This is a genomic window from Ureibacillus sp. FSL K6-3587 (genome assembly GCF_038593165.1).
Taxonomy (GTDB): domain Bacteria; phylum Bacillota; class Bacilli; order Bacillales_A; family Planococcaceae; genus Ureibacillus; species Ureibacillus suwonensis.
On record NZ_CP151969.1, the window covers coordinates 714,034 to 738,081 of the forward strand.

Annotated in this window: 18 protein-coding genes; 8 read left to right on the forward strand and 10 right to left on the reverse strand. The window is 43.8% G+C overall.

The window, feature by feature from the left end:
* Positions 1 to 285: 285 nt before the first annotated feature.
* Positions 286 to 1,149 (reverse strand): transporter substrate-binding domain-containing protein, encoded by an 864-nt coding sequence (locus tag NSS77_RS03465; RefSeq protein WP_342470404.1) that lies wholly within the window; start codon positions 1,147 to 1,149, stop codon positions 286 to 288.
* Positions 1,150 to 1,481: 332 nt separating this feature from the next.
* Here NSS77_RS03465 and NSS77_RS03470 point away from each other — a divergent pair, with 332 nt between their 5' ends.
* On the forward strand, positions 1,482 to 3,998 hold the full coding sequence (locus tag NSS77_RS03470) for a transglycosylase domain-containing protein (protein ID WP_342470405.1): 2,517 nt from the start codon (positions 1,482 to 1,484) through the stop codon (positions 3,996 to 3,998).
* A 104-nt stretch (positions 3,999 to 4,102) separates the two neighbouring features.
* On the opposite strand, the gene NSS77_RS03475 is transcribed toward NSS77_RS03470, so the two are convergent.
* The 5 genes from NSS77_RS03475 to NSS77_RS03495 all read right to left on the reverse strand — a co-directional run bounded on the left by NSS77_RS03475 (position 4,103) and on the right by NSS77_RS03495 (position 8,772).
* Positions 4,103 to 4,366: a hypothetical protein gene (locus NSS77_RS03475; protein ID WP_342470407.1), complete on the reverse strand. Its 264-nt coding sequence runs from the start codon at positions 4,364 to 4,366 to the stop codon at positions 4,103 to 4,105.
* Between the two features lie 247 nt (positions 4,367 to 4,613).
* Entirely contained in the window at positions 4,614 to 5,987 is a 1,374-nt protein-coding gene (locus NSS77_RS03480) for an RsmB/NOP family class I SAM-dependent RNA methyltransferase (protein WP_342470408.1), read from the reverse strand.
* A gap of 202 nt (positions 5,988 to 6,189) precedes the next feature.
* Positions 6,190 to 7,242: a DUF4179 domain-containing protein gene (locus tag NSS77_RS03485; protein WP_342470409.1), complete on the reverse strand. Its 1,053-nt coding sequence runs from the start codon at positions 7,240 to 7,242 to the stop codon at positions 6,190 to 6,192.
* Positions 7,226 to 7,768: a sigma-70 family RNA polymerase sigma factor gene (locus NSS77_RS03490; protein ID WP_342470410.1), complete on the reverse strand. Its 543-nt coding sequence runs from the start codon at positions 7,766 to 7,768 to the stop codon at positions 7,226 to 7,228. The genes NSS77_RS03485 and NSS77_RS03490 overlap by 17 nt, the downstream gene beginning before the upstream one ends.
* 209 nt (positions 7,769 to 7,977) lie before the next feature.
* Entirely contained in the window at positions 7,978 to 8,772 is a 795-nt protein-coding gene (locus NSS77_RS03495) for a carbon-nitrogen family hydrolase (RefSeq protein WP_342470411.1), read from the reverse strand.
* A gap of 160 nt (positions 8,773 to 8,932) precedes the next feature.
* Here NSS77_RS03495 and NSS77_RS03500 point away from each other — a divergent pair, with 160 nt between their 5' ends.
* From NSS77_RS03500 to NSS77_RS03525, 6 genes are all read left to right on the forward strand, one after another.
* Entirely contained in the window at positions 8,933 to 10,123 is a 1,191-nt protein-coding gene (locus tag NSS77_RS03500) for a pyridoxal phosphate-dependent aminotransferase (protein WP_342470412.1), read from the forward strand.
* Between the two features lie 185 nt (positions 10,124 to 10,308).
* Positions 10,309 to 12,903, forward strand: a complete 2,595-nt coding sequence (locus NSS77_RS03505; protein ID WP_342470413.1) for an AAA family ATPase — start codon at positions 10,309 to 10,311, stop codon at positions 12,901 to 12,903.
* Positions 12,904 to 13,129: 226 nt separating this feature from the next.
* Entirely contained in the window at positions 13,130 to 14,476 is a 1,347-nt protein-coding gene (gene lpdA / locus NSS77_RS03510; protein WP_342470414.1) for a dihydrolipoyl dehydrogenase, read from the forward strand.
* A 149-nt stretch (positions 14,477 to 14,625) separates the two neighbouring features.
* The gene (locus tag NSS77_RS03515) at positions 14,626 to 15,561 is read left to right on the forward strand and encodes a thiamine pyrophosphate-dependent dehydrogenase E1 component subunit alpha (RefSeq protein ID WP_342471185.1); all 936 of its coding nucleotides are present in this window, start codon (positions 14,626 to 14,628) and stop codon (positions 15,559 to 15,561) included.
* A gap of 30 nt (positions 15,562 to 15,591) precedes the next feature.
* Entirely contained in the window at positions 15,592 to 16,626 is a 1,035-nt protein-coding gene (locus tag NSS77_RS03520; RefSeq protein ID WP_342470415.1) for an alpha-ketoacid dehydrogenase subunit beta, read from the forward strand.
* A gap of 16 nt (positions 16,627 to 16,642) precedes the next feature.
* Positions 16,643 to 17,863: a dihydrolipoamide acetyltransferase family protein gene (locus NSS77_RS03525; protein WP_342470416.1), complete on the forward strand. Its 1,221-nt coding sequence runs from the start codon at positions 16,643 to 16,645 to the stop codon at positions 17,861 to 17,863.
* Between the two features lie 105 nt (positions 17,864 to 17,968).
* Here NSS77_RS03525 and NSS77_RS03530 read toward each other — a convergent pair whose 3' ends face one another.
* From NSS77_RS03530 to NSS77_RS03545, 4 genes are all read right to left on the reverse strand, one after another.
* The gene (locus NSS77_RS03530) at positions 17,969 to 19,030 is read right to left on the reverse strand and encodes a nucleotide kinase (RefSeq protein ID WP_342470417.1); all 1,062 of its coding nucleotides are present in this window, start codon (positions 19,028 to 19,030) and stop codon (positions 17,969 to 17,971) included.
* A 37-nt stretch (positions 19,031 to 19,067) separates the two neighbouring features.
* Positions 19,068 to 20,249: a glycine C-acetyltransferase gene (locus NSS77_RS03535; protein WP_342470418.1), complete on the reverse strand. Its 1,182-nt coding sequence runs from the start codon at positions 20,247 to 20,249 to the stop codon at positions 19,068 to 19,070.
* Between the two features lie 298 nt (positions 20,250 to 20,547).
* Entirely contained in the window at positions 20,548 to 21,504 is a 957-nt protein-coding gene (locus NSS77_RS03540; protein ID WP_342470419.1) for an alpha-L-glutamate ligase, read from the reverse strand.
* Positions 21,505 to 22,563, reverse strand: a complete 1,059-nt coding sequence (locus NSS77_RS03545; RefSeq protein ID WP_342470420.1) for an LLM class flavin-dependent oxidoreductase — start codon at positions 22,561 to 22,563, stop codon at positions 21,505 to 21,507.
* 194 nt (positions 22,564 to 22,757) lie between these two features.
* Here NSS77_RS03545 and NSS77_RS03550 point away from each other — a divergent pair, with 194 nt between their 5' ends.
* A complete protein-coding gene (locus tag NSS77_RS03550; RefSeq protein WP_342470421.1) occupies positions 22,758 to 24,047 on the forward strand; it encodes an O-acetylhomoserine aminocarboxypropyltransferase/cysteine synthase family protein in 1,290 nt (429 codons plus the stop codon).
* Position 24,048: the final 1 nt, after the last annotated feature.

Below are 24,048 nucleotides of genomic sequence, written 5' to 3' on the forward strand. Positions count from 1 at the left end.
AATGGGAATTGGCAAGGGCTTCTTTGGTGTGCCTTCTTTTTGTTCCCTTCGCCCTTGTTGGTTCGAAATCAAACCATTGACGTGTTTGTCAAGAGCGATTGCGGCGGCATTTCCTCTAGTTTCGCTAGATCACATCCCTCCAAAACTAAGTTTTCATAGATTTTTTGACACTACCTCCATATTATTCTTTACATCTATTTTATCATGAACAAGCTGAAATTTTGTGGCCATGACAGGTGATTCCTTCCATAAAAAAATGGCACGAAACTGCGTGCCATCAAAATATCATTGGCTTGCTTCAAGCAGCGGGAACAAATCTTTGCCATAATATTGTTCCATTAATTTGTTCAATTTGTCCGTCTTTTTGATCTCCTTCATCGCTTCGTCATATGCTGCAGCAAGCTCTGTGTTTTTCTTGTTGAAAAGCGGCCACGTTTTGATCACGGCAAATTCATTGTAGACGAGATCATCTTTGAATTGGTGGTATGGCCCATTTTCATCGGTCACTTGCGCATTGTACATGGCTTCGATGATAATTCCTCCATCGACCCGTCCTTCATTCACCCATTGCACCACATCCAGGTTGAACTCATCCCCTGCTTTCAGTTTCACTTGGTTGTTCGGGTTGGCTTTATTATATTCATCAACCAATGTATATTGGGCACTGCTTGCAGCGATTGGCGCAAGGGTATATCCTGCGGAAGCAAAATCGCTCAAACTATGAATATCCGCTTTATCGGCTTTCAACACAAACCCCACACTGCTGAGCCCCAAAAATTCTTTTGGATAAAGGAAGCTTTTTGTACGCTCTTCCGTATAAAAGGCGTTTTTCACACCGACATCATATTTTCCCTGCTCAACGCCGATAAAAATATCTTCAGAGCTTGTCGGGATAAATTCAAATTCGTAATCTTCCAAGTACTCATCGACAAGGCGCATCGCATCCACATCATAGCCGGCCGGTTCGCCATTTTCATCCACATACGTCATCGGTCTTCCATCTTGGGAAAACGCGACTTTCACTTTTTTGACTTCTTTGGATTCAGTATCTTGTTTTGCCGGTTCAGTTCCCGTTTCCGTCGTGTCCCCGCAAGCAGCGAGAAGCGCTGCGGAAGCAAGCACAATCGCCAAAAGTTTTTTTGCCTTCATTCTCCATTCCCCTTTATTCTTAAATTCTTATTTGTTTACTAAGTTTTAATCATTGTAACAGAATGGAAAAAAATCGAAATAGCCAGTTTTCAGAAGAATCATGTTGTCAGTTTTTGTGTCCATGACGGTTTTTGTATTTTCTGTTAAACATCAAACAGGATTGTGATAAACCGATTTTCAAAGAATATACATAGCATCTGTACGTGAGAACCCTTGATTCAAAGATTGGATGTTCATCAAAAAAAATAATTTTTAGATTGGAAGTATAAAAATATGAAAATCTAAAAAAACTGGGGGTAGAAAGTTTCAAATTGCGAAAGGAGCAAGGTAATTTGAAACGCAAACTACCGGAACTTTATCAAAAATTAAGAGAAAATGAACAATTGAAAAGGTTGATGATCCGATCCCTTCAAATCTCCCTATTGGGAACAGCACTATTCATTTTAATAGCACTAATCATCGCATTAACTTATAAAGACGATGTACTTTCCATGATGAATGAAGCAAGTGAAAAAGTGGAAAACACGACAGAAAATACATTCAAAAACAAAGAAGAGACGGTCATTTTTGACAGGGATGGAAATGTCATTGCCACAGTGGCGCCCCACGATTATGACTATATCGAAATAGAAAATGTCCCAAAAACGGTGCAAGATGCAACAATCGCAATCGAAGACATCCGATTCTATGAACACAAAGGATACGACTTGAAGGCGATTCTCCGCGCAGGTGTGGAATTGGTAAAAAATAAGGGCGCCATCACGCAAGGCGGCAGCACCATCACGCAGCAGCTGGTGAAACTGGAATTTTTATCCCTTGAGAAAACATATAAACGCAAAATCATGGAAATTTTAATCGCGGCAAAACTGGAGAAAAAATTTGATAAAGAGCAAATTTTGGAGTTTTACTTGAACAATATCAACTATGCAAACGGCGCATACGGGATCGAAACGGCGGCAAAAACATACTTCAACAAATCGGTCAAAGATTTGACTTTATCCGAAATCGCCTTTTTAACCGCCATTCCGAACAATCCGTCCAAATATAATCCGGTTCATCATATGGAAAATACGCTGAAAAGACGCGATTTAATTCTGAAAAAAATGTTGGAATATGAAATGATAGATGAGAAACAGTATTCGAAAGCCATATCAGAAGAAATCAAATTGAATATGCCTGAAAAAATCATGGAACCGGAAACCTATGAAGTCTCTTTTGCATTGAGCAGTGCGGCAAAAATCATGATGGAAAAGGAAGGGTTCAAATTTCAGTACTGGTTTGACAGCCATGCGGAACGCGAAAAATATATGAAAGACTATAATGAGCGTTTTTTGGAATGGAATCAAAAAATCCGGAACGGCGGTTATGAGATTTATACGACGATCGATTCACAGAAACAAAAGCTGTTGCAGGAAACGATTAATACACACCTTGCCCCATTTACATCCAAAAATCCGGAAACCGGCATTTTCGAAATGCAAGGTTCAGCCGTGACCATTGAAAACAAAACGGGCGATGTGCTCGCCATTGTCGGCGGCCGCACACAGGAAGACGTTCCGAACAGCTACAACCGGGCGTTTTTATCTTATCGTCAGCCGGGATCGACCATCAAACCGATCATTGTCTATACACCGGTGTTTCAAGGGAACCGGTTGGCGTCTTCTGTCATGAATGATCAAAAAATGGATAACGGTCCACAGAATGCAACCGGAACTTATGCGGGTTATATGACATTGCGAGAAGCTGTAGCCCGCTCCGTCAACACCATCCCCTATCAATTGGGAATGGAAATGGGACCTAAGAAGATGTTGGCTTATTTGCGCAAAATGGAATTCTCCGGTCTCGTTCCGGAAGATGATCATGTGGGAATCGCTTATGGCGGATTCACATACGGAACCAATACGCTGGAAATGGCAAGCGCCTATGCGACATTGGCCAATGACGGCAATTTCATCAAACCGACAGGCATCGAAAAAATAGTGGATATCGTACACGATGAAGTCCTGTATCAAAATGAACGCAAAACGAAAAAAATCTATGATGCCGGAGCCGCCAATCTGATGCTGGAGATTTTGAAAGATGTGGTGAATCAGCCGAACGGCACAGCTTACGGATTTGGTTTAAGCGGCATGACGACGGCTGCCAAAACCGGTACAACCAATGATTATCATGATAAATGGTTTGCGGGGGTTACCCCTTATCACTCAACCGTTGTCTGGACCGGATATGATATTCCGAAACCGATGGGACCGAATTATGATCCATCCCGTCACATTTGGAAGGAGTATTCGGAGCAGATCCATAAAGGATTAAAGGATATCGGCTTCAGCCAGAAACGGTTGGCCTGGATGTACAAAAATCCAAGCACAGGCGAAGTGTCAAAAGAAGCAAGAAGCGGCTGTATCAAAGAATTGGTGCCTGAAATTTTTTACGAGATACAAATCGCCCACCAAATGGATGGAAAAAAATTGCTGGTTAAACAAGAAAAAATCAAACGGGAAAAAGCGGCAAAGGCGGTGCCCGTTTCAAAAGAAGCAACAACTGAATCCCAGGGCAATACCCCACCGGAACATCCACCTGAAGCGGAAAAGACTTCCAGCAGTAATGCTCCTTCCAATGGCGCATCCAATCATGGCGGTTCAAATCCATCCAATCCACCGAAAAATGAAGGTGCTCAACATAACCAACCAGCGCCAAATGGTAATACGGAAACAAAACCGCCTGAAGAAGCTGAGCCGATTGAAGAGGAAAAACCGGCTGAGGAAGAAAAACCGGTTGTGGTAGAAGATGCGGTGCCGATAAATGAAGCGCCGGCAGAGGAAAAGAAGATGGAAGTTCAGATGAATTGAAAACCAATGACACAACACACCTTTTCTGAACCTGCTGTTTCCGGTCAATCGAAAAGGTGATGTTGTGGCTTTTTTATATCATTAAATATAAACAGCAATCATTCCTAGTCTTCTGTATAATACTTGACTGTTTCCCATGAGCTATCAGATGTATCCGGCTTTTTATAAATTTGGCCATCGGATTTGTCATAAAGATAAAGCCAACCATCGTTTACAATCAACTCATATTTGTCATTATTATGAGTTTCGACAACTGATGGAAAACCGGCATTAAGATGCATATAATTTTTAATTGCATTTGATACCATCCATGCAGCCAATAGAATGGAAATACTGAGCACTATAATGGAAATATTGATCTTTTGCATATTAATCCCCCTTAACATGATGAATGAATCAAAATTTTAGGAAATACACCCCTTTTCTGTAATTAATTCTACAAAATAATCAGTGTCTGTTTAACCATTTTTTAAAGTCTTTTACCAAATAAAAACACCTCCCAAAGCCGCAATTGCAGCCTCAAGAGGTTAATTCTAATGTATGTGAAAAATTGAATATGTTGCTGCCTGTAACAGGATTTTCAATTTTTAATCCGGATGGGAAACCCGGTTTAGTCTACTCATTCCCCATCCAACGCAATCCTTTGGGATAGTGGTTTTTCATCATATTCCCTGCCAGTTTCCCCCAACCGATGGAGTAGCCGTCGACGGTGATCAAGTGCCAACCCTTTGAACCATTTGCTTGCAAAACTTCCCCTTTTAGATAGGCAATGATTTCATCCGAACCTGCGGAAAGATCCATCACGTTTTTGGCTTCCTCTTTGCTTAAAGCCAGGGCAAGGGCGTGGGAAGGCTCAAAGCGGTTCTTTTTGAATGTTCCCAAATGCAGGCCTGGACGGAGCACTTTCAATTTCTCCAAAGATGGCACTTCTTTAGGCAAAACATAGAGTTGGTCGTTGAAAGCGATGAAATATCCGGAAGGTGAAATATTCAGCGTTTCACCGGCAAATTGCTGATAGGCTTTCAACATTTTCGGATCCAGTTTTTGTTTTGCATATTTGAAGCGAGGCGGCTCTTCCCCGTCATTCTTTTTCAGCACCGCAATGTAATGCCCTTCCCCTTTCACGCGATGGGGCCAAATGCGGATCGTCCGTTCAATGTTTGGCGCCGCATTTTCCACCCAATCGGCTCTTCCGTGGTTGAAACCTTCATACACTTCAACCTGCTCAATCTCAAAGTGCGGATACTTTTCAAGGAATCGGCTGATCGTGCCTTCATTTTCTTCCGGAGAAAAGGTGCAAGTGGAATAGACAAGCCGTCCTCCCGGCTTCAACATGCTTTGGGCATGATCAAGAATCCCGTCTTGCCGGCTTGCGCAAAGGGCCACGTTTTCCAGACTCCAGTGCAAGCGGGCTTCTTCATCTTTCCGGAACATCCCTTCCCCGGAACAAGGGGCGTCAACCAAAATCCGGTCAAAAAAGCCTCGGAACCGTGCAGCCAGTCGTTCCGGCGTTTCATTGGTCACAATGGCATTTTTGATCCCCATCCGCTCCACGTTTTGGGATAAAATTTTCGCCCGCTGCGGATGGATTTCATTGGAAACCAAGAGCCCTTCCCCATCCATTTTGGATGCGAGATGGGTTGTTTTCCCCCCCGGCGCCGCACACAAATCAAGAATGATCTCCCCCGGCTTCGGGTCGACAAACTCCCCCACCGCCATCGCACTTGGCTCTTGGATATAATACAACCCCGCTTCATGGTAAGGGTGTTTTCCTGGCCGTTCATTGCCAGGATAAAAATAGCCTTCCTTCACCCAAGGTATTTTCTCGGTTGTAAAAGGATTCATTTGTAAGAATTCATCTATTGAAATTTTTAGCGTGTTTATTCGCAAGCCCTGATTCTTCTCTTCTTCATAGCTTCGAATAAAGGCATCATATTCTTCTTGCAATAAGTTTTTCATTTTTTCTTGAAAGGTTTGTGGAAGATTCAATTTGTTCACCTCAAAAAGTATATTATCATTCATTTTGAAATTTGGGGTGGTGAACATATTTTTATTAACCGTATTGGTGACGATATTTACTGATATTGCAAAATTAGAAGTATTAACTACTCCATTATTAAATTGGTGATTTGCCCAAACTGGGCTATAACCAAAAAGGACGTCTATAAATTCAGGATGCCCTTTTCAATCATTAAGGTATTTTCACTGTAAATGGTTCAAACTTAACCTCTTTTAGCCCACTATAATCCTTTTCGATATATTGACCGTTTTCATCTACCCCGCCACCACTCGATGGAATCTCCAAATATGGGGTAATGGTCAATTCCGTCACCTTTGAGTCAATTGGGTCAAATTGCTTTTTACTTTTATACACGATGGTATCTTTCATTCTTTCCCCTATCACTGCTCCGGAAAGATTTTTAATTTTGTTGCCATCTTGGTCAACTACTTGCAAATCGATATAATTTCCTCTCGTTTTATCAAAATCGTCCACTTTTTCAGCACTCTCAAAAGATACACTGACACCTGTTTTGCTTATGGACACTTCCGTTACCTTGAGTTGTATGCCATCTACTGTTTGTTCATGTTGAACAGGAATTGTTTTGATGTCTTTTATTTTTTTGATTGGCGTTGAGAAGTGCCATTTTTCCCCTTTTTCTCCCTTTAGCGTTAGCCCCAGTTCAAATTGGTCAGGCATCTCTTCGGTAATGCCGATCATTTGAATGGCTGTACGAGTGGTTGATGAAATCATTTCTTCTCCATAAGAACCTGAAACTGCTTTAGGCAATTTTCCATTAATCGTAATATCCATGCCTGAACCGAAATAATGTTCACCCAATTCCCTTTCAGACTCAATAATGAGGCCGATTGTAATATTGCTTTGATCATATAGAACCTCATTTAACGTAACGGATATTCCATTAATTGTTTGTGTTTCGCCAATTTCGTCGATCAACCCTTCTTGGTAGGCATTTTGTAAACCAATTAAGTCGGAATCGCCAAAAACAGAACCGATTAAAGGGATTTTCGATAAACTCGTTGCAATCGCAGGAGAATATTGAGCCGAAATAAATAATAATCCAAATACCGCCGCCACACTGCTTAAAAGATAAGTGATTTTTCTTTTATAAGGAGTTTTCACCTTTCCATCCATTTGCTCTTGTGCTTGGGCAATTCCAGTTCGAATCGCCAATCGAACTTCGTCTTGTGGAAACCCATCCAAATGATCAAATTGTTCTTTCATTGAACTTATAACTCCTTTCCAATTCATTTTTTAAATGTTTTTTTGCTCTTCGCAAATAGGTTTTGATTGTTCCAACCGGTTTTCCCATCACTTCGGCAATATCCCGTATAGACAGGTCGTGATAGTAAAATAAAATAATCGAGGTTTGATAGGATTCATTTAACTTTGATAATGCTTCACCTAAATGTAAAGAATCAGATGGCAGCTCCTGTTTGTGTTCCATTTTCCTTAACAGTTCCATTTCATCGTACGGAATCATTCGATCGCGTTTCTTCAATAATTGGTAGCATTCACGAATGAGAATTCTGAAGAGCCATGTTGAGAAATATTCGGGATTTCGCAAATCTTTAATCGCTAAAAACGCTTTGCAAGTTGTTTCTTGGATAACGTCCAGTGCGTCTTCTTTCCTTCCAACATAGGAAAGTGCTTTGTAATAAAGCATTTGTTCTTCTTTAAAAAGCAATTGTTCAAAGGCTTGCGCATCCCCTTTGATTGCTTTTTCCACTAGTTCGATATCATGTTTCACTCTTTTAATCCTCCTTTCATTAATTAGAGCTTCCGGAATAAAGGAAAAGTTTCAAAGGATTAAAGTTTTTTATCGACAGTCAAAAAACCTCTATTTCTGGTATGCAATAATTGCCAACACCATTCAAAAAAATGACGTCCACTCAAGTTTCAATAAATCCAATAAAAAAACCGAGCATCCCATCCTGCTCGGTCCATAGATCCAATCCTTTACTTTTGCTCCACCACTTTCCCGTACAATTCCGGGCGGCGGTCGTCATATACCGGAATTCGTGTGCGGACTTCATCCACTTTTGAAAAATCTACGTCAATGACCGCCAACTCTTCATCTTCTGCGCCGGTCCATAACACTTCACCCCAAGGTTCAATCACCATGGACTGCCCATTGAAGTTTTCAGGTTTGCGGGAAATCCGGTTCACTGCCACAACGAAGCATTGATTTTCAATGGCGCGGGCTTGCAAAAGAATTTTCCAATGATCAATTCTTGGTGTCGGCCATTGGGCGGAAACGAACAACACTTTTGCTCCCGCCAATGCATGGGCGCGAAGCCATTCAGGGAAGCGGATATCATAGCAGATCACGGCCGCTGCCGGAAGATCCCCCAAATCAAAACGGTTCATGGAATCCCCCGCTTCCAAATATTTTTCCTCATCCATTAATCTGAATAAATGAACTTTGCTATATTCACTCACCAATTCCCCATCGCGGTTCACCACATACATCGTATTATAAAACTTGCCGTTTCGCTTAGTCGCTACAGAACCGCCGACGATATGTAACCCCAGCTCACGGGCAAGATTTTGCAAGAATTCTTTTGTGCGGGCTCCATTTTCATCCGCCAACTCCTCCAATTTTTCAAGGGCATAGCCTGTATTCCACATTTCAGGCAATACCACAATTTCAGCACCCTTACTTGCCGCTTCCCGAATCAATTGTTCCGCCCGCTCGAAGTTTTCCTCCACTTTCCCAAACCCGACATTCATTTGAATGCAACCAATTTTCATCACAAATCCCCCTAGACAATTATTCAAAAAAATAATAATATTCCTACATATCTACTTATAATTATAAACGGGAACTTCCTTAAAATACAGAATGACAGATTTTGAGAATTCCATCAAGTTGTACCTTAACCGACTAAATCAATAAGAAAAGAGGATGCACATGGAATTATCCGATAAACTCCAAAAACTCCCTACTCAATTTTTTGCTTCCCTTGTGCAAAAAGTGAATACGGCGATTGCTGAAGGGCGGGACGTGATCAATCTCGGACAGGGGAATCCGGACCGGCCAACGCCTCCTCACATCGTCAAGGCGCTTCAAGAAGCGGCAGCCGATCCTGCCACCCATAAATATTCCCTTTTCCGTGGCATGCCAGAATTAAAACAAGCCGTAAGCGACTTTTACAAAAGGGAATACAATGCCGACATCGATCCGAATGAAGAAGTGGCCATTTTAGGCGGCGCAAAAGTTGGGCTGGTCGAGCTTCCGTTGTGCGTGCTTAATCCAGGAGACTATATGCTGCTTCCGGATCCGGGTTATCCGGACTATTTATCCGGTCCGGTGTTGGCGGATGTTCATTTTGATACAATGCCATTGCTTGAGGAAAATGATTTTCTCCCGGATTATGACGCTTTGCCTGATGAAGTGAAAAAACGGGCAAAATTGATGTATTTGAACTATCCAAACAATCCGACGGGCGCCACAGCCGATTTGGCGTTCTTCGAAAAAACGGTGCAATTTGCAAAAGAACACAGTATTGCCGTTGTTCACGATTTCGCATACGGAGCCCTTGGATTCGACGGGAAGAAACCGGTAAGCTTCCTGCAAGCGGAAGGGGCAAAAGAAGTCGGCGTAGAGTTCTATACATTATCCAAAACTTTTAACATGGCCGGCTGGCGCGTTGCTTTTGCGGTGGGTAACCGCGACATCATCGAAGCCATCAACTTGTTGCAAGACCATCTGTTCTGCAGCCTCTTCCCTGCCGTACAGCGCGCGGCCGCCTATGCATTGAATGGCGATCAATCCTGTGTGGAAGAATTGCGAAACATTTACGAATCCCGCCGCAATGTGCTGGTGGAAGAAGCCCGCCGGATCGGATGGAACGTAAAAGCGCCAAAAGGCTCCTTCTTTGCATGGTTGCCGGTTCCGGAAGGGTTTACGAGCCAAGAATTTTCCGATTACCTATTGGATAAGGCGGATGTGGCAGTCGCAAGCGGCAACGGATTCGGCGAGCACGGCGAAGGCTATATCCGGGTGGGGCTGCTCGTTGAAGAAGACCGGCTCCGGGAAGCCCTCCGCCGCATTGAAGCATTAGGGATATTCCAAAAAGACAAAGCGAAAGTTCAAAAATGACATCATTCCCCTCCCCTTTGAATAAGCGGAGGGGTTAATATTTTTGTACCCTCTGCCTGTCCTGCATCCATAAAGCTCTCCTGAACGGAATTGGCGAAAAATTCAAAATAAGATTGATTTTCATAGGATTTTTCGCTTACGATAGATTTACAAAGTTTGCCTATTCCACAGCAAAGGGTGATAACATGACAACAAAATATACAATCGCGGTAAAAGAAGGAATCCTGAATGCGAAAAAAATTGCCCAAAAGAAACTGAATTATCAACTGGATATTCCCCATCTCTGGGCCGCTTTATTGCAACCGGACCACTTTGCCTATAACTTTTACCGGGAATTAAACATTGATATGGATGAACTGATCCAACTCGTCAATAAGGAAGTGGATAAAATCCCCTCTTTAACCGGTACGGAAATCGCCTATGGAGAAAAAGAGAGCCAACGTCTAAAAAGGTTGTTCAAACAAGCGGAAATCGAAGCGGAACGTCTGCGGGACCGGTTTATTTCCGTCGAGCATTTGATGATTGCCCTATTTGAACAAGATTTTAATCCAATCACAAAATATCTGATCCAACATCATGTCACAAAAGAATCCATCTATGAAAAATTGAATCAAACGCGAAACGGGCAAAATGTCACATCCGACAACCAGGAAGCGCTATACGATTCTTTAAACAAATATGCAGTCAATTTGAATCAACGATACATAGAGGGGAAAGTGGACCGGGTTGTCGGCAGAGAAAAAGAAATCAACGATATCATCCGCATTTTGACAAGAAAAAATAAAAATAATGCGATATTGATAGGAAGCCCCGGGGTCGGGAAAACCGCCATCGTTGAAGGGTTGGTCCAAAAAATCGTAAACAAAGAGGTTCCAAATAATTTGCTCGATAAAGTCGTCTACAATCTCGATATGAGTTCCCTTCTCGCAGGAGCCAAATATCGCGGGGAATTTGAGGAAAAATTAAAAGCCGTATTAAATGATGTGAAACAATCCAATAATCGGATCATCCTCTTCATTGATGAAATCCACACGATCGTCGGTGCAGGACGTACAGAAGGCTCCATGGATGCCGGCAATATTTTAAAACCGATGCTTGCCCGCGGAGAACTTCGCTGCATTGGCGCAACCACGCAAGATGAATATCGGGAATATATCGAAAAAGACAAAGCATTGGAGCGCCGTTTCCAACGGGTGATCGTCAATGAGCCGTCGATTGAAGCAACCATTGAAATTCTGCGGGGCATTAAAGAGGATTATGAATTGTATCACGAAACCCTTATCACCGATGAAGCCATCGAAGCGGCCGTCAAACTTTCGAAACGCTACATCACCGACCGGTATTTGCCGGATAAAGCCATTGACTTGATGGATGAAGCCAGCGCAGTCAAACGGATTTCCTTAAATGAAGTCCCCCACTCCATCAAAAAAATCAACGAACAAATTTTGCAAGCAAAAATCGCCCTTTATAAGCATGAGTTGGAACCCGGCCCGGCATTTGACCGGCATACATTTGAACAACAGCTAAAAAATTTGGAAACCGAAAAGGAAAAAATGGAAAAGCAATGGGCCAAAGAGCTGGAAATGCTCCATTTCACGCAGCGGGAAAAAAGAAATTTGGCAAGATTGCATAAGTTTTACGAAAAAGCGGTAAAGAACAATGAAGTCGGTCAAATCGTTCAATTGGAAACCGGTGACATTCCTGCATCCGAAAAGAGACTGAAAGAGCTGGAACAACAATGGGAGGCATTAAAGCAAAGCAAAACCTTTATCGATAATGTAGTGACCGCCGAAGATATCGAGCGCGTCGTGGAAAGGCTGACGGGAATCAAAATTACTGGCGTTATGGAAAATGAACGGGAACGGCTATTGCATTTGGAGGACGAAATACACCAATACATCGTGGGACAAGATGAAGCGGTGAAAAAAGTGACCCATGCCGTTTTGCGTTCAAGGGCTGGCATTAAAAATCCGAATAAACCGACCGGCTCGTTCCTGTTCCTTGGCCCTACCGGCGTCGGCAAGACAAAACTGGCCAAAGTGCTGGCAAAAGTGTTGTTCGGTACCGAGCTGGATATGGTGCGATTGGACATGTCAGAGTATATGGAAAAACATGCGGTCGCGAAACTCATCGGTCCTCCGCCGGGATACGCCGGCTATGACGAAGGGGGCCACTTGACGGAGGCGGTCCGGCATCGGCTCCATTCCATCATCGTTCTCGATGAAATCGAAAAAGCCCATCCGGATGTTTTCAACATTCTATTGCAAGTGCTCGATGAAGGAAGACTTACGGACTCCCAAGGACGGACGGTGGATTTTAAAAATACGATTTTAATTATGACAAGCAATATCGGATCAAAATTGCTATTGGATTCGATTGATAATTATGGTGCCATTACACCTGAAGCAAGGGAAGCGGTCATTAACGAATTGCGGGCCCATTTCAGACCGGAATTTTTAAACCGGATCGATGAAACCATCATTTTCAACCCATTGGTGAAAGAACAAATGGTAGCGATTGCAGAAATCATGATGAAAGAACTCAATGAACGATTAAATGAAAACAAAATGATTCTGCACGCAACTCCGGAGGCCATCCAATGGATCGCGGAGAATGGATACGATCCAATTTATGGAGCCCGTCCAATTCAACGGTTTATCGTCCAGCACATTGAAACACCGCTCGCCCGGGATATCATCGCCAATCAAATCGGCGAAAATGTCCGTATTACCATTTCCATCGAAAATGATGAACCGGTTTTCCATTATAAACCGATATAATTCCACTTCAATGAAGGAGAGGATTTCCCCTATCCTCTCTCCTTTCCCGAAATTTCATCCCATTAAACCTTAAAAACTGTTATATTTTGTAACAAAGTTCCAATAATTTTCAAAAAATCTATAGACGGATATTTTGAAATTCGCTACAATTAATTTATAAACGTTTTCATTATTCTGAAAATTCTTACTTATGTAACTCTTCCCACAAAAAAAAGAAGGTGATTCCTTGAAAACTTATGATGTACTCATTATCGGAGCAGGACCTGGGGGATATGTTGCGGCGGAAGAAGCGGCACAGCTCGGGAATTCAGTGGCGGTGATTGAAAAAAATGCCGTTGGCGGCTGCTGTCTCAATGTGGGTTGCATCCCTTCCAAAGCTTATTTGCAATACAGCCACTGGTTGTCCGCCGTACAGGCCCTTAATGCAAACGGTTTATCCGTAACAGTGAATCAAATCGATTTCCCATCCGTTGTGAAAAGAAAAAACAAAATTATCTCCACCTTACAATCCGGCATTCACATGACCTTTAAAAAGAATGGCATCCATTATATTGCAGGCGAAGCGAAATACGTGGAAGGAAAAATTTTCGAAGTGAATGGAGAGCGATACTACGGAAAAAATGTGTTGCTTGCCACAGGCGGTGCCCCCTTCATCCCGAACATCCCAGGTTTGAGCGATATAGATTATTTGACGACGAACACCTTTTTTGACATGGAAACATTACCGAATCAATTGGCCATCATCGGCGGCGGTGTGATTGGTGTGGAATTGGCCTATGCCATGAAAAGTTTCGGCGCCGATGTCACGATTATCGAAGCCGCACCGGACATATTGCTGACGGTTGATCTGGAAGCCCGTGCCATTGTAAAAGAAAAGCTTCGAAGCTTAGGAATAAAAATCATCACAAAAGCATCCATACAGCAAGTGAAAAAAGGAAAGGTTGTCCTTTCCGGCCATGGGGAAATTCCTTTTGACCAACTTTTGGTGGCAACGGGGAGAAAACAAAACCTTGAGATTCCAAAAGCGATGGGACTTGAGTTGGATGAAAAACAGCAATTTGTGAAAGTCAATGAATATTATGAAACAAGCATGAAACATGTTTATGCCGTTGGCGATCTAATCGGCGGCTATACTCTTGCCCATGCGGCCAGCGCGGAAGGCATCAAAGCCGTCCGGGCCATGAGCGGCAAAAAAGAAAGGCCCGTATCGCCATACAGCATCCCCCGCCCCCTATTCATCGAACCGGAAGTATCCGAATTCGGGATGAGTGAAGAAGAAGCAAGAAAAAAGGGCTATGACGTAATTGTCGAAAAAATGCCGTTTTCATTCAATGGACGGGCCATTGCCGCCAATGAAACAGAAGGATTTGTCAAAATCATATCCGAAAGGAGATATCGGGAAATATTGGGAGCCGTGATTGTCGGACCCAATGCGGCGGACCTGATTCACCAAATTCTTGCCGTCCATGAAGCGGAAGGTACTGTTGATGAATTGGCAAACACAGTCTTCGCCCACCCTACCATTTCTGAGTTGATCCAGGATACAGCCAAAAGAATATTAAAACATCAATAAATCATAAGGAGGAATCAAGAATGACGGAAAAAGCAAAAGGCATGCCTAAATTGTTTGCGAGTGTTGATACGTCGGTGAAAGAATTGGTGGATTTAGAGATTCGCACAGCTACGGATACTGCGGAGTTGACAAAAGATAAGGCAAAATCCATGTATAAATCCATGGAGGATATCCGCAATTTTGAAGAAAATGTAAAACGTTTCTTCGCTGCCGGGGAAATTCCGGGGTTTGTGCACTTATACGCCGGTGAAGAAGCGATTGCTGTTGGTGTTTGTGCCCACCTGACAGATGAAGACTACATAACAAGCACCCACCGAGGACACGGGCATTGTATTGCCAAAGGCGGCGATTTAAAAGGAATGATGGCTGAAATCTTTGGGAAAGCCACAGGTCTTTGCAAAGGTAAAGGCGGTTCCATGCACATTGCCGACATGAATAAAGGAATTTTAGGCGCCAATGGAATGGTTGGAGGCGGTTTCGGACTGGTAACAGGTGCTGCCATGCGCAACAAATATAAGAAAACGGACCGGGTTGCCGTTTGCTTCTTCGGTGATGGTGCAGCCAACGAAGGTGTATTCCATGAATGTTTGAATATGGCATCGATTTGGAAGTTGCCAGTGATTTTTGTATGTGAGAATAACCTTTTCGCCGAATCCACTCCACAATGGTATTCTTCCGCTTCCCGTACAATCGCGGAAAGAGCGGCCGCCTACAATATGCCTGGGGTTCGGGTGAACGGAAAAGATGTTGTCGCTGTTTATGAAGCGGCCGGCGAAGCAATCGAACGCGCACGCAAAGGTGAAGGACCAACACTAATAGAATGCGTCACTTACCGGAACCACGGACACTTTGAAGGTGACGAACAAACTTACAAAGCGCCTAGCGGAGAAGAAAAAGAATGGGCGGAAGTGGATCCGCTTGAAGTATTCCGTCAATACGCCATCGAAAACGGCTTATTGACTGAAGAAGAGTTGGATCAATTGAGGGAAGAATCCGTTCGCGATATTGAAGAAGCGATTGAATTTGCGAAAAAAAGTCCAGAACCATCACCTGAATCACTCTATCAAGATGTTTTTGCGGACTAATCTAAAAAACTTGGAAAGGAGTTATAGAGAATGGCTAGAGAAATATTGTTCATGAATGCAATCAATGAAGCGCTTGATCAAGCAATGGCAAAAGATGAAAACATCATTTTATTAGGTGAAGATATTGCAGGCGGAGCGGAAGTCCAACATTTGGAAGAGGCCAACGAAGATGCTTGGGGCGGTGTAATGGGCGTAACCCGCGGCCTTGCGCCAAAATACGGCCGTGAACGGGTCATCGATACGCCGCTATCCGAAATGGGTTATATGGCCGCAGCTGTAGGGATGGCTGTAACCGGTTTGCGTCCTGTAGCCGAGCTAATGTTCAGCGACTTTATCGGCTTTTGCTTTGACTCCATCATTGGACAAGGTTCAAAAATGCGCTACATGTTCGGCGGAAAAGCGAAAGTTCCAATGACGGTGCGCACGATGCACGGTGCTGGAGTGAACGCAGCCGCTCAACACTCTGGCTCCTACTACGGACTGTTCGGTTCGATTCCAGGCGTCAAAGTCGTTGTCCCTGCAACACCATATGACGCAAAAGGTCTTCTCCTCTCCGCCATTGAAGATGATAACCTGGTCATCTTTTCGGAAGATAAAACATTGTACGGAATGAAGGGCGAAGTACCGGAAGAATATTACACAATCCCAATCGGCAAAGCTGCCATCAAGCGGGATGGAAAAGATTTGACAATTGTGACCATCGGAAAAATGTTGTACGTCGGCTTAGAAGTTGCAGACATTTTAGAAAAGGACAATATCTCAGTCGAAGTCATTGACTTGCGCACTGTTGCACCATGGGATGAAGAAACAGTACTGGAGTCTGTGAAGAAAACAGGCCGCTTAATTATCATCGATGAATCCAATCCGCACAACAACACGGCAACTGATATCGCTTCAGTTGTAGCAGACAAAGCCTTTGATTATTTAGATGGACCGATCAAATGCGTATGCGCGCCAAACACACCTGTTCCGTTTGCTGCTAATCTTGAAAAATTATATATCCCAGATGCTAATAAAGTATTGACAGTAGCGACAGAAATTATCGATGACTTGAGAGTTAAATAGAGAGGGGTGATTCATCATGGCTACGGAAATATTGATGCCTAAGCTAGGCTTGACGATGACAGAGGGTACAGTAGAACATTGGTTTGTAAATGAAGGTGATGAAGTTCATGCAGGTGATGCAGTGGCGGAAATCAGTTCAGAGAAATTGACCGGTGAAGTCGTTGCACCAGAGTCCGGTACAATCATTAAAATTGTCGCTCAAGTAGGAGATGTCGTACCAAGTAAGGCGCCCATCGCGTATATCGGAAAACCTGGTGAACAGATCGGCTCCCCTTCTCCATCAGCCGGCACACCGGAAGTACAAACCGTCAAAACACCGGTGGCAAATGAACCTGCAAAAACGGAATCAAATGTAAAAGATGAAAGAGAAAGAATCTTTATTACGCCAATTGCCCGCAAGATGGCGAAAGAACTTGGCATTGATATTCGCAATGTTGTCGGTACAGGTGGCAACGGGCGAATTACCCGGTTGGATATATTGAGATATCAAGCCTCTATGGAGAAAGCATCTCCGGCAACAGACAGCGTTCCATCCGCGTCAGCAGTTTCATATGGTGCCGGTCTTGCCGGTTTGCGCAAAACCATTGCCCAACGAATGATGCGCAGTGTCCAAACAACTGCCCAAGTAACGAACCATCGAAAAGTGGATATCACCGAATTGATGAAATTCCGCGAAGATATCAAGTCGAAAGTGAAAGAACCGCTTGACAATAATGAACTAAGCATCAATACCCTTCTGACAAAAGCGGTCGTTTTGGCACTAAAAGATACGCCGGATATGAACGCCTGGTATCATAATGGCGAATATATCCGCGTGGAAGAAGTGCATATCGGAATGGCCACGGCGGTGGAAGACGGCTTGGTCGTTCCCGTCGTCAAAAACGCCCATCTCATGTCCTTGTCCCAACTTGGCGCTGCCATCAAGAAGGTGACAACCGAAGCACGGCAAGGCACACTGGACGGCAGCCTTTACAGCGGATCGACTTTTACGATTACAAACTTGGGCGGTTATGAAATCGAATACTTCACCCCTATCTTGAATACACCGGAAGTGGGCATTTTAGGTGTCGGTGCCATCCAAAAAGAACTGGCACTGGAAAATGGTGAAGTGGTGGAGAAATTGAAATTGCCACTCAGTTTAACTTACGATCACCAAATTATCGATGGTGCTCCTGCCGCGGAATTTTTGGGAAAAATCGCCGATTACTTGCAAGACCCATATCGTCTGCTTCTATAAAAAGAAAATGGTTCACTCACCTTTCCTCTTTATATATGTTTGATGCATGTTTTCCTGACTTTGAACCCCTTGGACCCTCTCAAGAGAATCCAAGGGGTTTTCATGTTAAAACAGAAGGGACGACTGTTTTTTCCATTTTGAAAAGTTCGTTGCTTGGTCAATGATTTCGCGGATTTCCTTTTCTGCTTCAGCATACAATTTGGCGTAGTTCGTCGCACGGAGAATCGCTTTCCGATATTCCTTTGAAATTTCTTCAATTTTCGCCTCGGCTTCATCGGATAGTTGGCAATGTTTTGTAATGTCAAAGATGACATCCCCTTCCCTTCCATCTTCAGGGAAGTATTCGTGGGGAGCGGTACTGTCGAAAATGCAAAGCTTCAATTCCGGCAAAATCACCATATCGATGGATTTGGAATCTAATCCGCACCACACCTTTTGGACATCAAACCCTCTTTTCAATGCATCCTGCGTCAATTTCTTCAGCATGGTCGACTTTCCTGTCCCTGGCAATCCCTTAATAAAATATCTTCTGTCCATATTCCGTGTAATATTTTGCAGAAAATCTTTGGCCCCATCCGGCGTCAGCGTTCCGAACAAGCGGTGGGTTAAAACACCGGATTTATTGAGAAGCATGCCGTCAAATATTTGGTCAAAGAATTCATCCTGTTGCTGTTCATACGCCTTCCAATCCATATGGGCCTGCGTCTCTTTTTCCCAATCATCGTGAATCCGGATGGCTTGTTGAAGAGAAGCAAAACATTGATCATGCCATTTTTCGGCTTCCTCGGAAAGTTGCTTCAATCGTTCGCCATGTTTTATGAGGATCGGTTCTTCCAAACATTCATAGAAGGAAATGACTTTATCGCGGGTGCCAAGTTGCGTTGGTTCAATGGAAGGTTTTGAGCTTTGGAGAAATAAAGTGTCGATGCCTTTGATGAAGGTTGCCTGAATGGTATTTTCAAAAAGGGGATCATAGAAAAATTCGATATCATGGCCTTTATTGACATAATGATAGCCGATTTCTTTTAATAAATTGGAAACATTGAAGCCGAAGATGCCTTTCAAAAAATAGACTTCCTTGGCTTCCCGTACAATGTCTTTATATAGATTTTTCCATCCCTGTCCGGTCATTGCCTGCCCAAAATATTTTGTAATGGAACCTTTCAATGGATCATCCTTTCCGGGTGATTGTAGTGCCAGACACCTATAACAGCTCTTTCCCCACCTTTTCATAGATGGCAAGCGCCTCATCCAGCATTTCTTTCGTATGGCTGGCGGTTGGCATATTGCGGATGCGGCCTGTTCCTCTTGGTACGGTCGGATACACAATGGCTTTTGCATAAACGCCTTCTTCCAATAAACGTTTTGAAAACGCCTGTGTCAATTTTTCATCTCCAATGATGCAAGGGGTGATCGGCGTTTCCGAATTCCCGATATCAAACCCGAGCTTTTTTAATCCCGCTTTAAGATAATTGCCGTTCTCCCATAACTTGTCGGTCAGTTCTTTCGACTGCATCAACATATCAATCGCTGCAATGGTTGCCGCCACATCCCCCGGAGGCACCGCCGTTGAAAAAAGAAATGGACGGGATCGCACCTTCAGCCAATCAATCAGCCTTTTCTTCCCTGCCACATAGCCGCCGACAACACCGATCGCCTTTGACAACGTCCCAATCTGAAAATCGATTTCTTTCTCCAATCCGAAATGCTTTACCGTCCCTCTTCCATTCCCGGTGACCCCTGAACCGTGGGCATCATCCACATATGTGATCAAATCGAATTCCTTCGCGATTTCTACAATGTCCGGTAACTTCGCCAAATCCCCATCCATTGAAAAAACGCCATCGGTAATGACCATCATCTTCCGGTAGCGCCCGGATTCCGCGGCTTCCTTGGCCTTTTTCCGCAAATCATCCATATCAGAATGAGTATATGCAACAATCTTTGCTTTGGATAATCGGCAGCCGTCAATAATCGAAGCGTGATTCAATTGATCCGATAAAATGCAGTCGTCCTGATCCATCACTGCGGAAATGGCAGCCATGTTGCAGTTGAAACCGGACTGGTAGCTGATTGCCGCTTCCGTCCCTTTAAACTCGGCAATCTTTTCTTCCAATTGCTGATGCAAATCGAGGGTCCCGTTAATCGTTCGTACTGCTCCTGCCCCGACTCCGTATTTGTCGATGGCTTCTTTGGCCACTTTCTTCAGTTGCTCATTCGTCGCCAAACCTAAATAATTATTGGATGATAAATTAATCAACCTTTTGCCGTTGATTTCAATGACAGGCCCGTTCGCCCCTTCTAACACATCAATTCGGTTATATAATCCTTGGCTTTTTAATTGCTGCAAGTTTTCCTCAAGAAATGCATCCAGAACTTTTGCCAATTCTCCACCTCCAACTGGGTTGTTTACAGTCACTATATGACAGGAACCTTCAATTCTTATCCGATGAAACGCAAATTCCCGAAAGAAATGATGTTATTTCATATTAGAAAAAGCATGCACCCCGCTCAATACAAAAAATGGCGTTGATGAAGTGAAACTGGATTTACCGATGCTCGGGAAAAATTTCATTTTTACAATAAAAAAAGGCTTAAGCCCCCGTAAAAGCTTAAGCCGTTTGATTTTGTTCCACCGAAAGCAAAGGTGCGCCAAAAACTTCGGCCTGATTCAAAAATGCCCATCAGGCCCCGCTTACCAATGCTTTTTCACTTTCCAGCACTTTCCCTAAAAACTTCGCCACTTCCAACATGCCGTATTTGCCTGCTCTTGCTTCCGCATCGCTGTTGTAATTCGTATTTGTATTAATGTCGTACGTAAAAACGACGCCGTTTTCATCCTTGATGAACTCAATGCCGGCAACTGCGATGTCATTGGCCTGCAAGAACGCTTCATACGTTGCGATTTGCTCCAAATCCACATCGTCAATGATTTCAAATTTTGGTTTCTGTTCCACCTGCTCGCCAACCGGGCAGAACAAGTCATTGATTTGGCAAGCATCTGCCGGGCAAAGCTCAAACCCTTTCGAAGTATCCACTTGCACAGCGTAGAAAAATTTTCCGCCGATGAATTCTGCCCGTGTAATATAGGATTCCGGCGCTTTAATATACTCCTGGATCAGCGTGATGCCGTCCACCGGCTCTTCATATGCCGGTCCATCAAGATATTCTTTCAATGCGTCGATGGAATGGAATAATTGTACACCAAGCCCTTTTCCGGCGCGGTTATGCTTTGTGATAAAAGGTGTTTTTCCCAGGCTTTCCGCCGCTTTCACAATCTGCTCTTTTCCGACTGCCCCAATCGTTTTTGGCACGCGGATCCCCGCTTTTTCAAGAGCGATGTATTGATTGATTTTGCTTAACTCCAATGATAATGCCTTCGTTCCATTCAATACTGTACGGCCGTGATGCTCCAGCCATGCAAGCACCGCCCCCGTCAACTCCGGAGCAAAGCGGTGGTTGCGCGTATGGGATGAAGCGCTCATCCGGCTATAGTAAATCCCTTTCGGCGGCTCCTTCGTCAGATCAACCGTCCCCTCGTCCAAATGCCACAACTCATAAGGGAGATTCAATTCTTCCAAACGTTTCGTCAGATGAACTGTCCATTCATCGTTTTCATGGATGACATAGATTTTTGACATTTATTTCACTCCTAATTTTTCTTTTCTCAATTCTTCCACCAACGGCATCACTTTTTCCGCAAAGCGGTTCATCTCTTCCAATTGAGGGGAGAATTGGAGAATCAATAAATTCACTCCGGCATCTTCGTATTCCAGTATGCGTCTTGCGATTTGTTCCGGCGTTCCGATTAAATTTGGACGCAAACCGCGGTTGGATACGGAATAGTCTTCCAGGCTGACATTTACATTTAATTGAGACTTGCTGATAAAATCCTGATATCCCGCATAGCCCGGACTTCCCTCAGATACATCCGTAATGCGGGCCAATTCTTCTTTCGCCTCTTCTTCTGTATCCCGGCAAATGACAAATGCGGCCATTCCAAAGGTTTCAAAAGGCGGTTTTCCTAAATTTTTTCTTCGATTTTGCATATCAGCAAGCTTTTCTCTCACTTCTTCCACTGTTCCCCCGTGGATTACATAAGAATCGCAAGTTTTGGCAATCGTTTGTTTGCCTGTTTCGCTTTCCCCGCCGGCATAGAGCGGAATATGGCGATTGCGCAGCGGCTTCGGCTCCAAATACGTATTTTCATATTGATAGAACTTCCCTTTATAAGAAAACGGCGTGTGATTCCATAAGCCTTTCAGCACTTCAATAAATTCTTCCGTGCGGGCATATCGGTCATCGTGGGCTGTAAACTGTCCGCCATATTGTCTCGCCTCTTCTTCCCACCATGCGGAAACAATATTCAATGAAAGTCTGCCTCCGCTGATGTGATCGATGTTTGTTGCCGTTTTCGCAAAAGTGGCAGGGTTATAGAATCCCGGACGGATAGCCACTAAGATTTCCAATTTTTCCGTAACGGCGCTGATGGCTGCCGCTGTGGACCATGCATCCATCGACGGCGCTTCAATTCCTTTTATATCATTTAAAAATAATTCCGGAATGAGTGTCATCGAATACCCTTTTTGTTCCGCATTTTGTGCCAATGTTTTTAAGTATTCAAAGGTAGTGGGCATGTTTTCATTTTCCACATTTCTCAGCCAGCCGCCCCAAACCGGCATCCAAAAGCCATATTTCATATTTGCTCCGCCTTCCTTTCTTTCTATTCGAAACTATCTGAATTTTTTAATTGCACTAATCCTATCACATTACTCTATTTAATTCAATAGTATTTTTCTTACAAAACATAGTTGACACATTGGATTAATGTGATATATCATGGTCGATAACAAAATGTTCAAAAAATTCACTACTCGAAGGAGAGACATTTCCAATGACTGAATACCGATTTGATACCCTTGCTGTACACCACGGCCAGGCGCCCGACAGCGACTATGGTTCAAGAGCTGTTCCTATATATCAAACCACTTCCTATGTTTTCGAAAGTGCCGAACATGCCAGCAAACTATTCGCTTTGGAAGCAGATGGTCACATTTATTCCCGAATGAGCAATCCGACGGTGGATGTCTTCGAAAAACGGATGGCTGCCCTTGAAGGCGGAGTGAGCGCCATTGCGACTTCTTCCGGCCAAGCGGCAATCACATTGGCTTTATTGACATTGGCAAAACCAGGCGATGAAATCATCGCTTCTTCCAATATATATGGCGGTACATATAATCTGTTGGATGCCACTTTGAGAAGGGCCGGCATTAACGTCATTTTTGTGCCGGGCACCGATCCAAAACAATTTGAAGAAAAAATCACCGATAAAACAAAGGCGATTTTCGCAGAAACAATCGGTAATCCCAGCCTGCATGTTTTGGATATCGAAGAAACCGCCAAAGTGGCCCATGCTCATGGCATTCCGCTTGTGATTGACAGCACCTTTACAACGCCTTATATTACAAAGCCGATTGAATGGGGAGCAGACATCGTCATCCATAGCGCAACAAAATGGATTGGCGGACATGGCACTGCCATTGCCGGTGTCATTATTGACAGCGGGAACTTCCCATGGGACTCCGGACGTTTCCCGGAATTTACGGAGCCCGATCCGACTTACCACGGTGTGCGCTTTTACGAAAAATTCGGCCGTGAAGCCTTCGCCTCAAAAGTGAGAGCGCAGCTTTTAAGGGATTATGGAGCTTCTTTATCCCCTTTTAACGCTTTCCTGTTATTGATCGGCCTTGAAACGTTGCACCTCCGCATGCAGCGCCACTGTGAAAACGCTCTGAAACTTGCACAATATTTAGAGCAGCATGAAGCGGTGGAATGGGTCCGATACCCAGGACTTTCCGGTCACGAATCCTATGAAAATGCCAAAAAGTATTTTAAAAACGGTTTTGGCGGAATTGTTGTTTTCGGTGTGAAAGGAGACCGGAAAACGGCCGCGAAAGTACTGGATGAAACAAAGCTCTGGTCCCATCTTGCCAATGTGGGGGATGCCAAATCCCTGATCATCCATCCCGCGACAACCACTCACCAGCAGTTGTCAAAAGAGGATTTGGTAAAAACCGGGGTTACAGAAGAAATGATCCGCCTCTCTTGCGGAATTGAAGACTTTGAAGATATTAAAGAAGACTTAAATCAAGCATTGCAAAAAGCAGTCTTACAAACCATTTAGA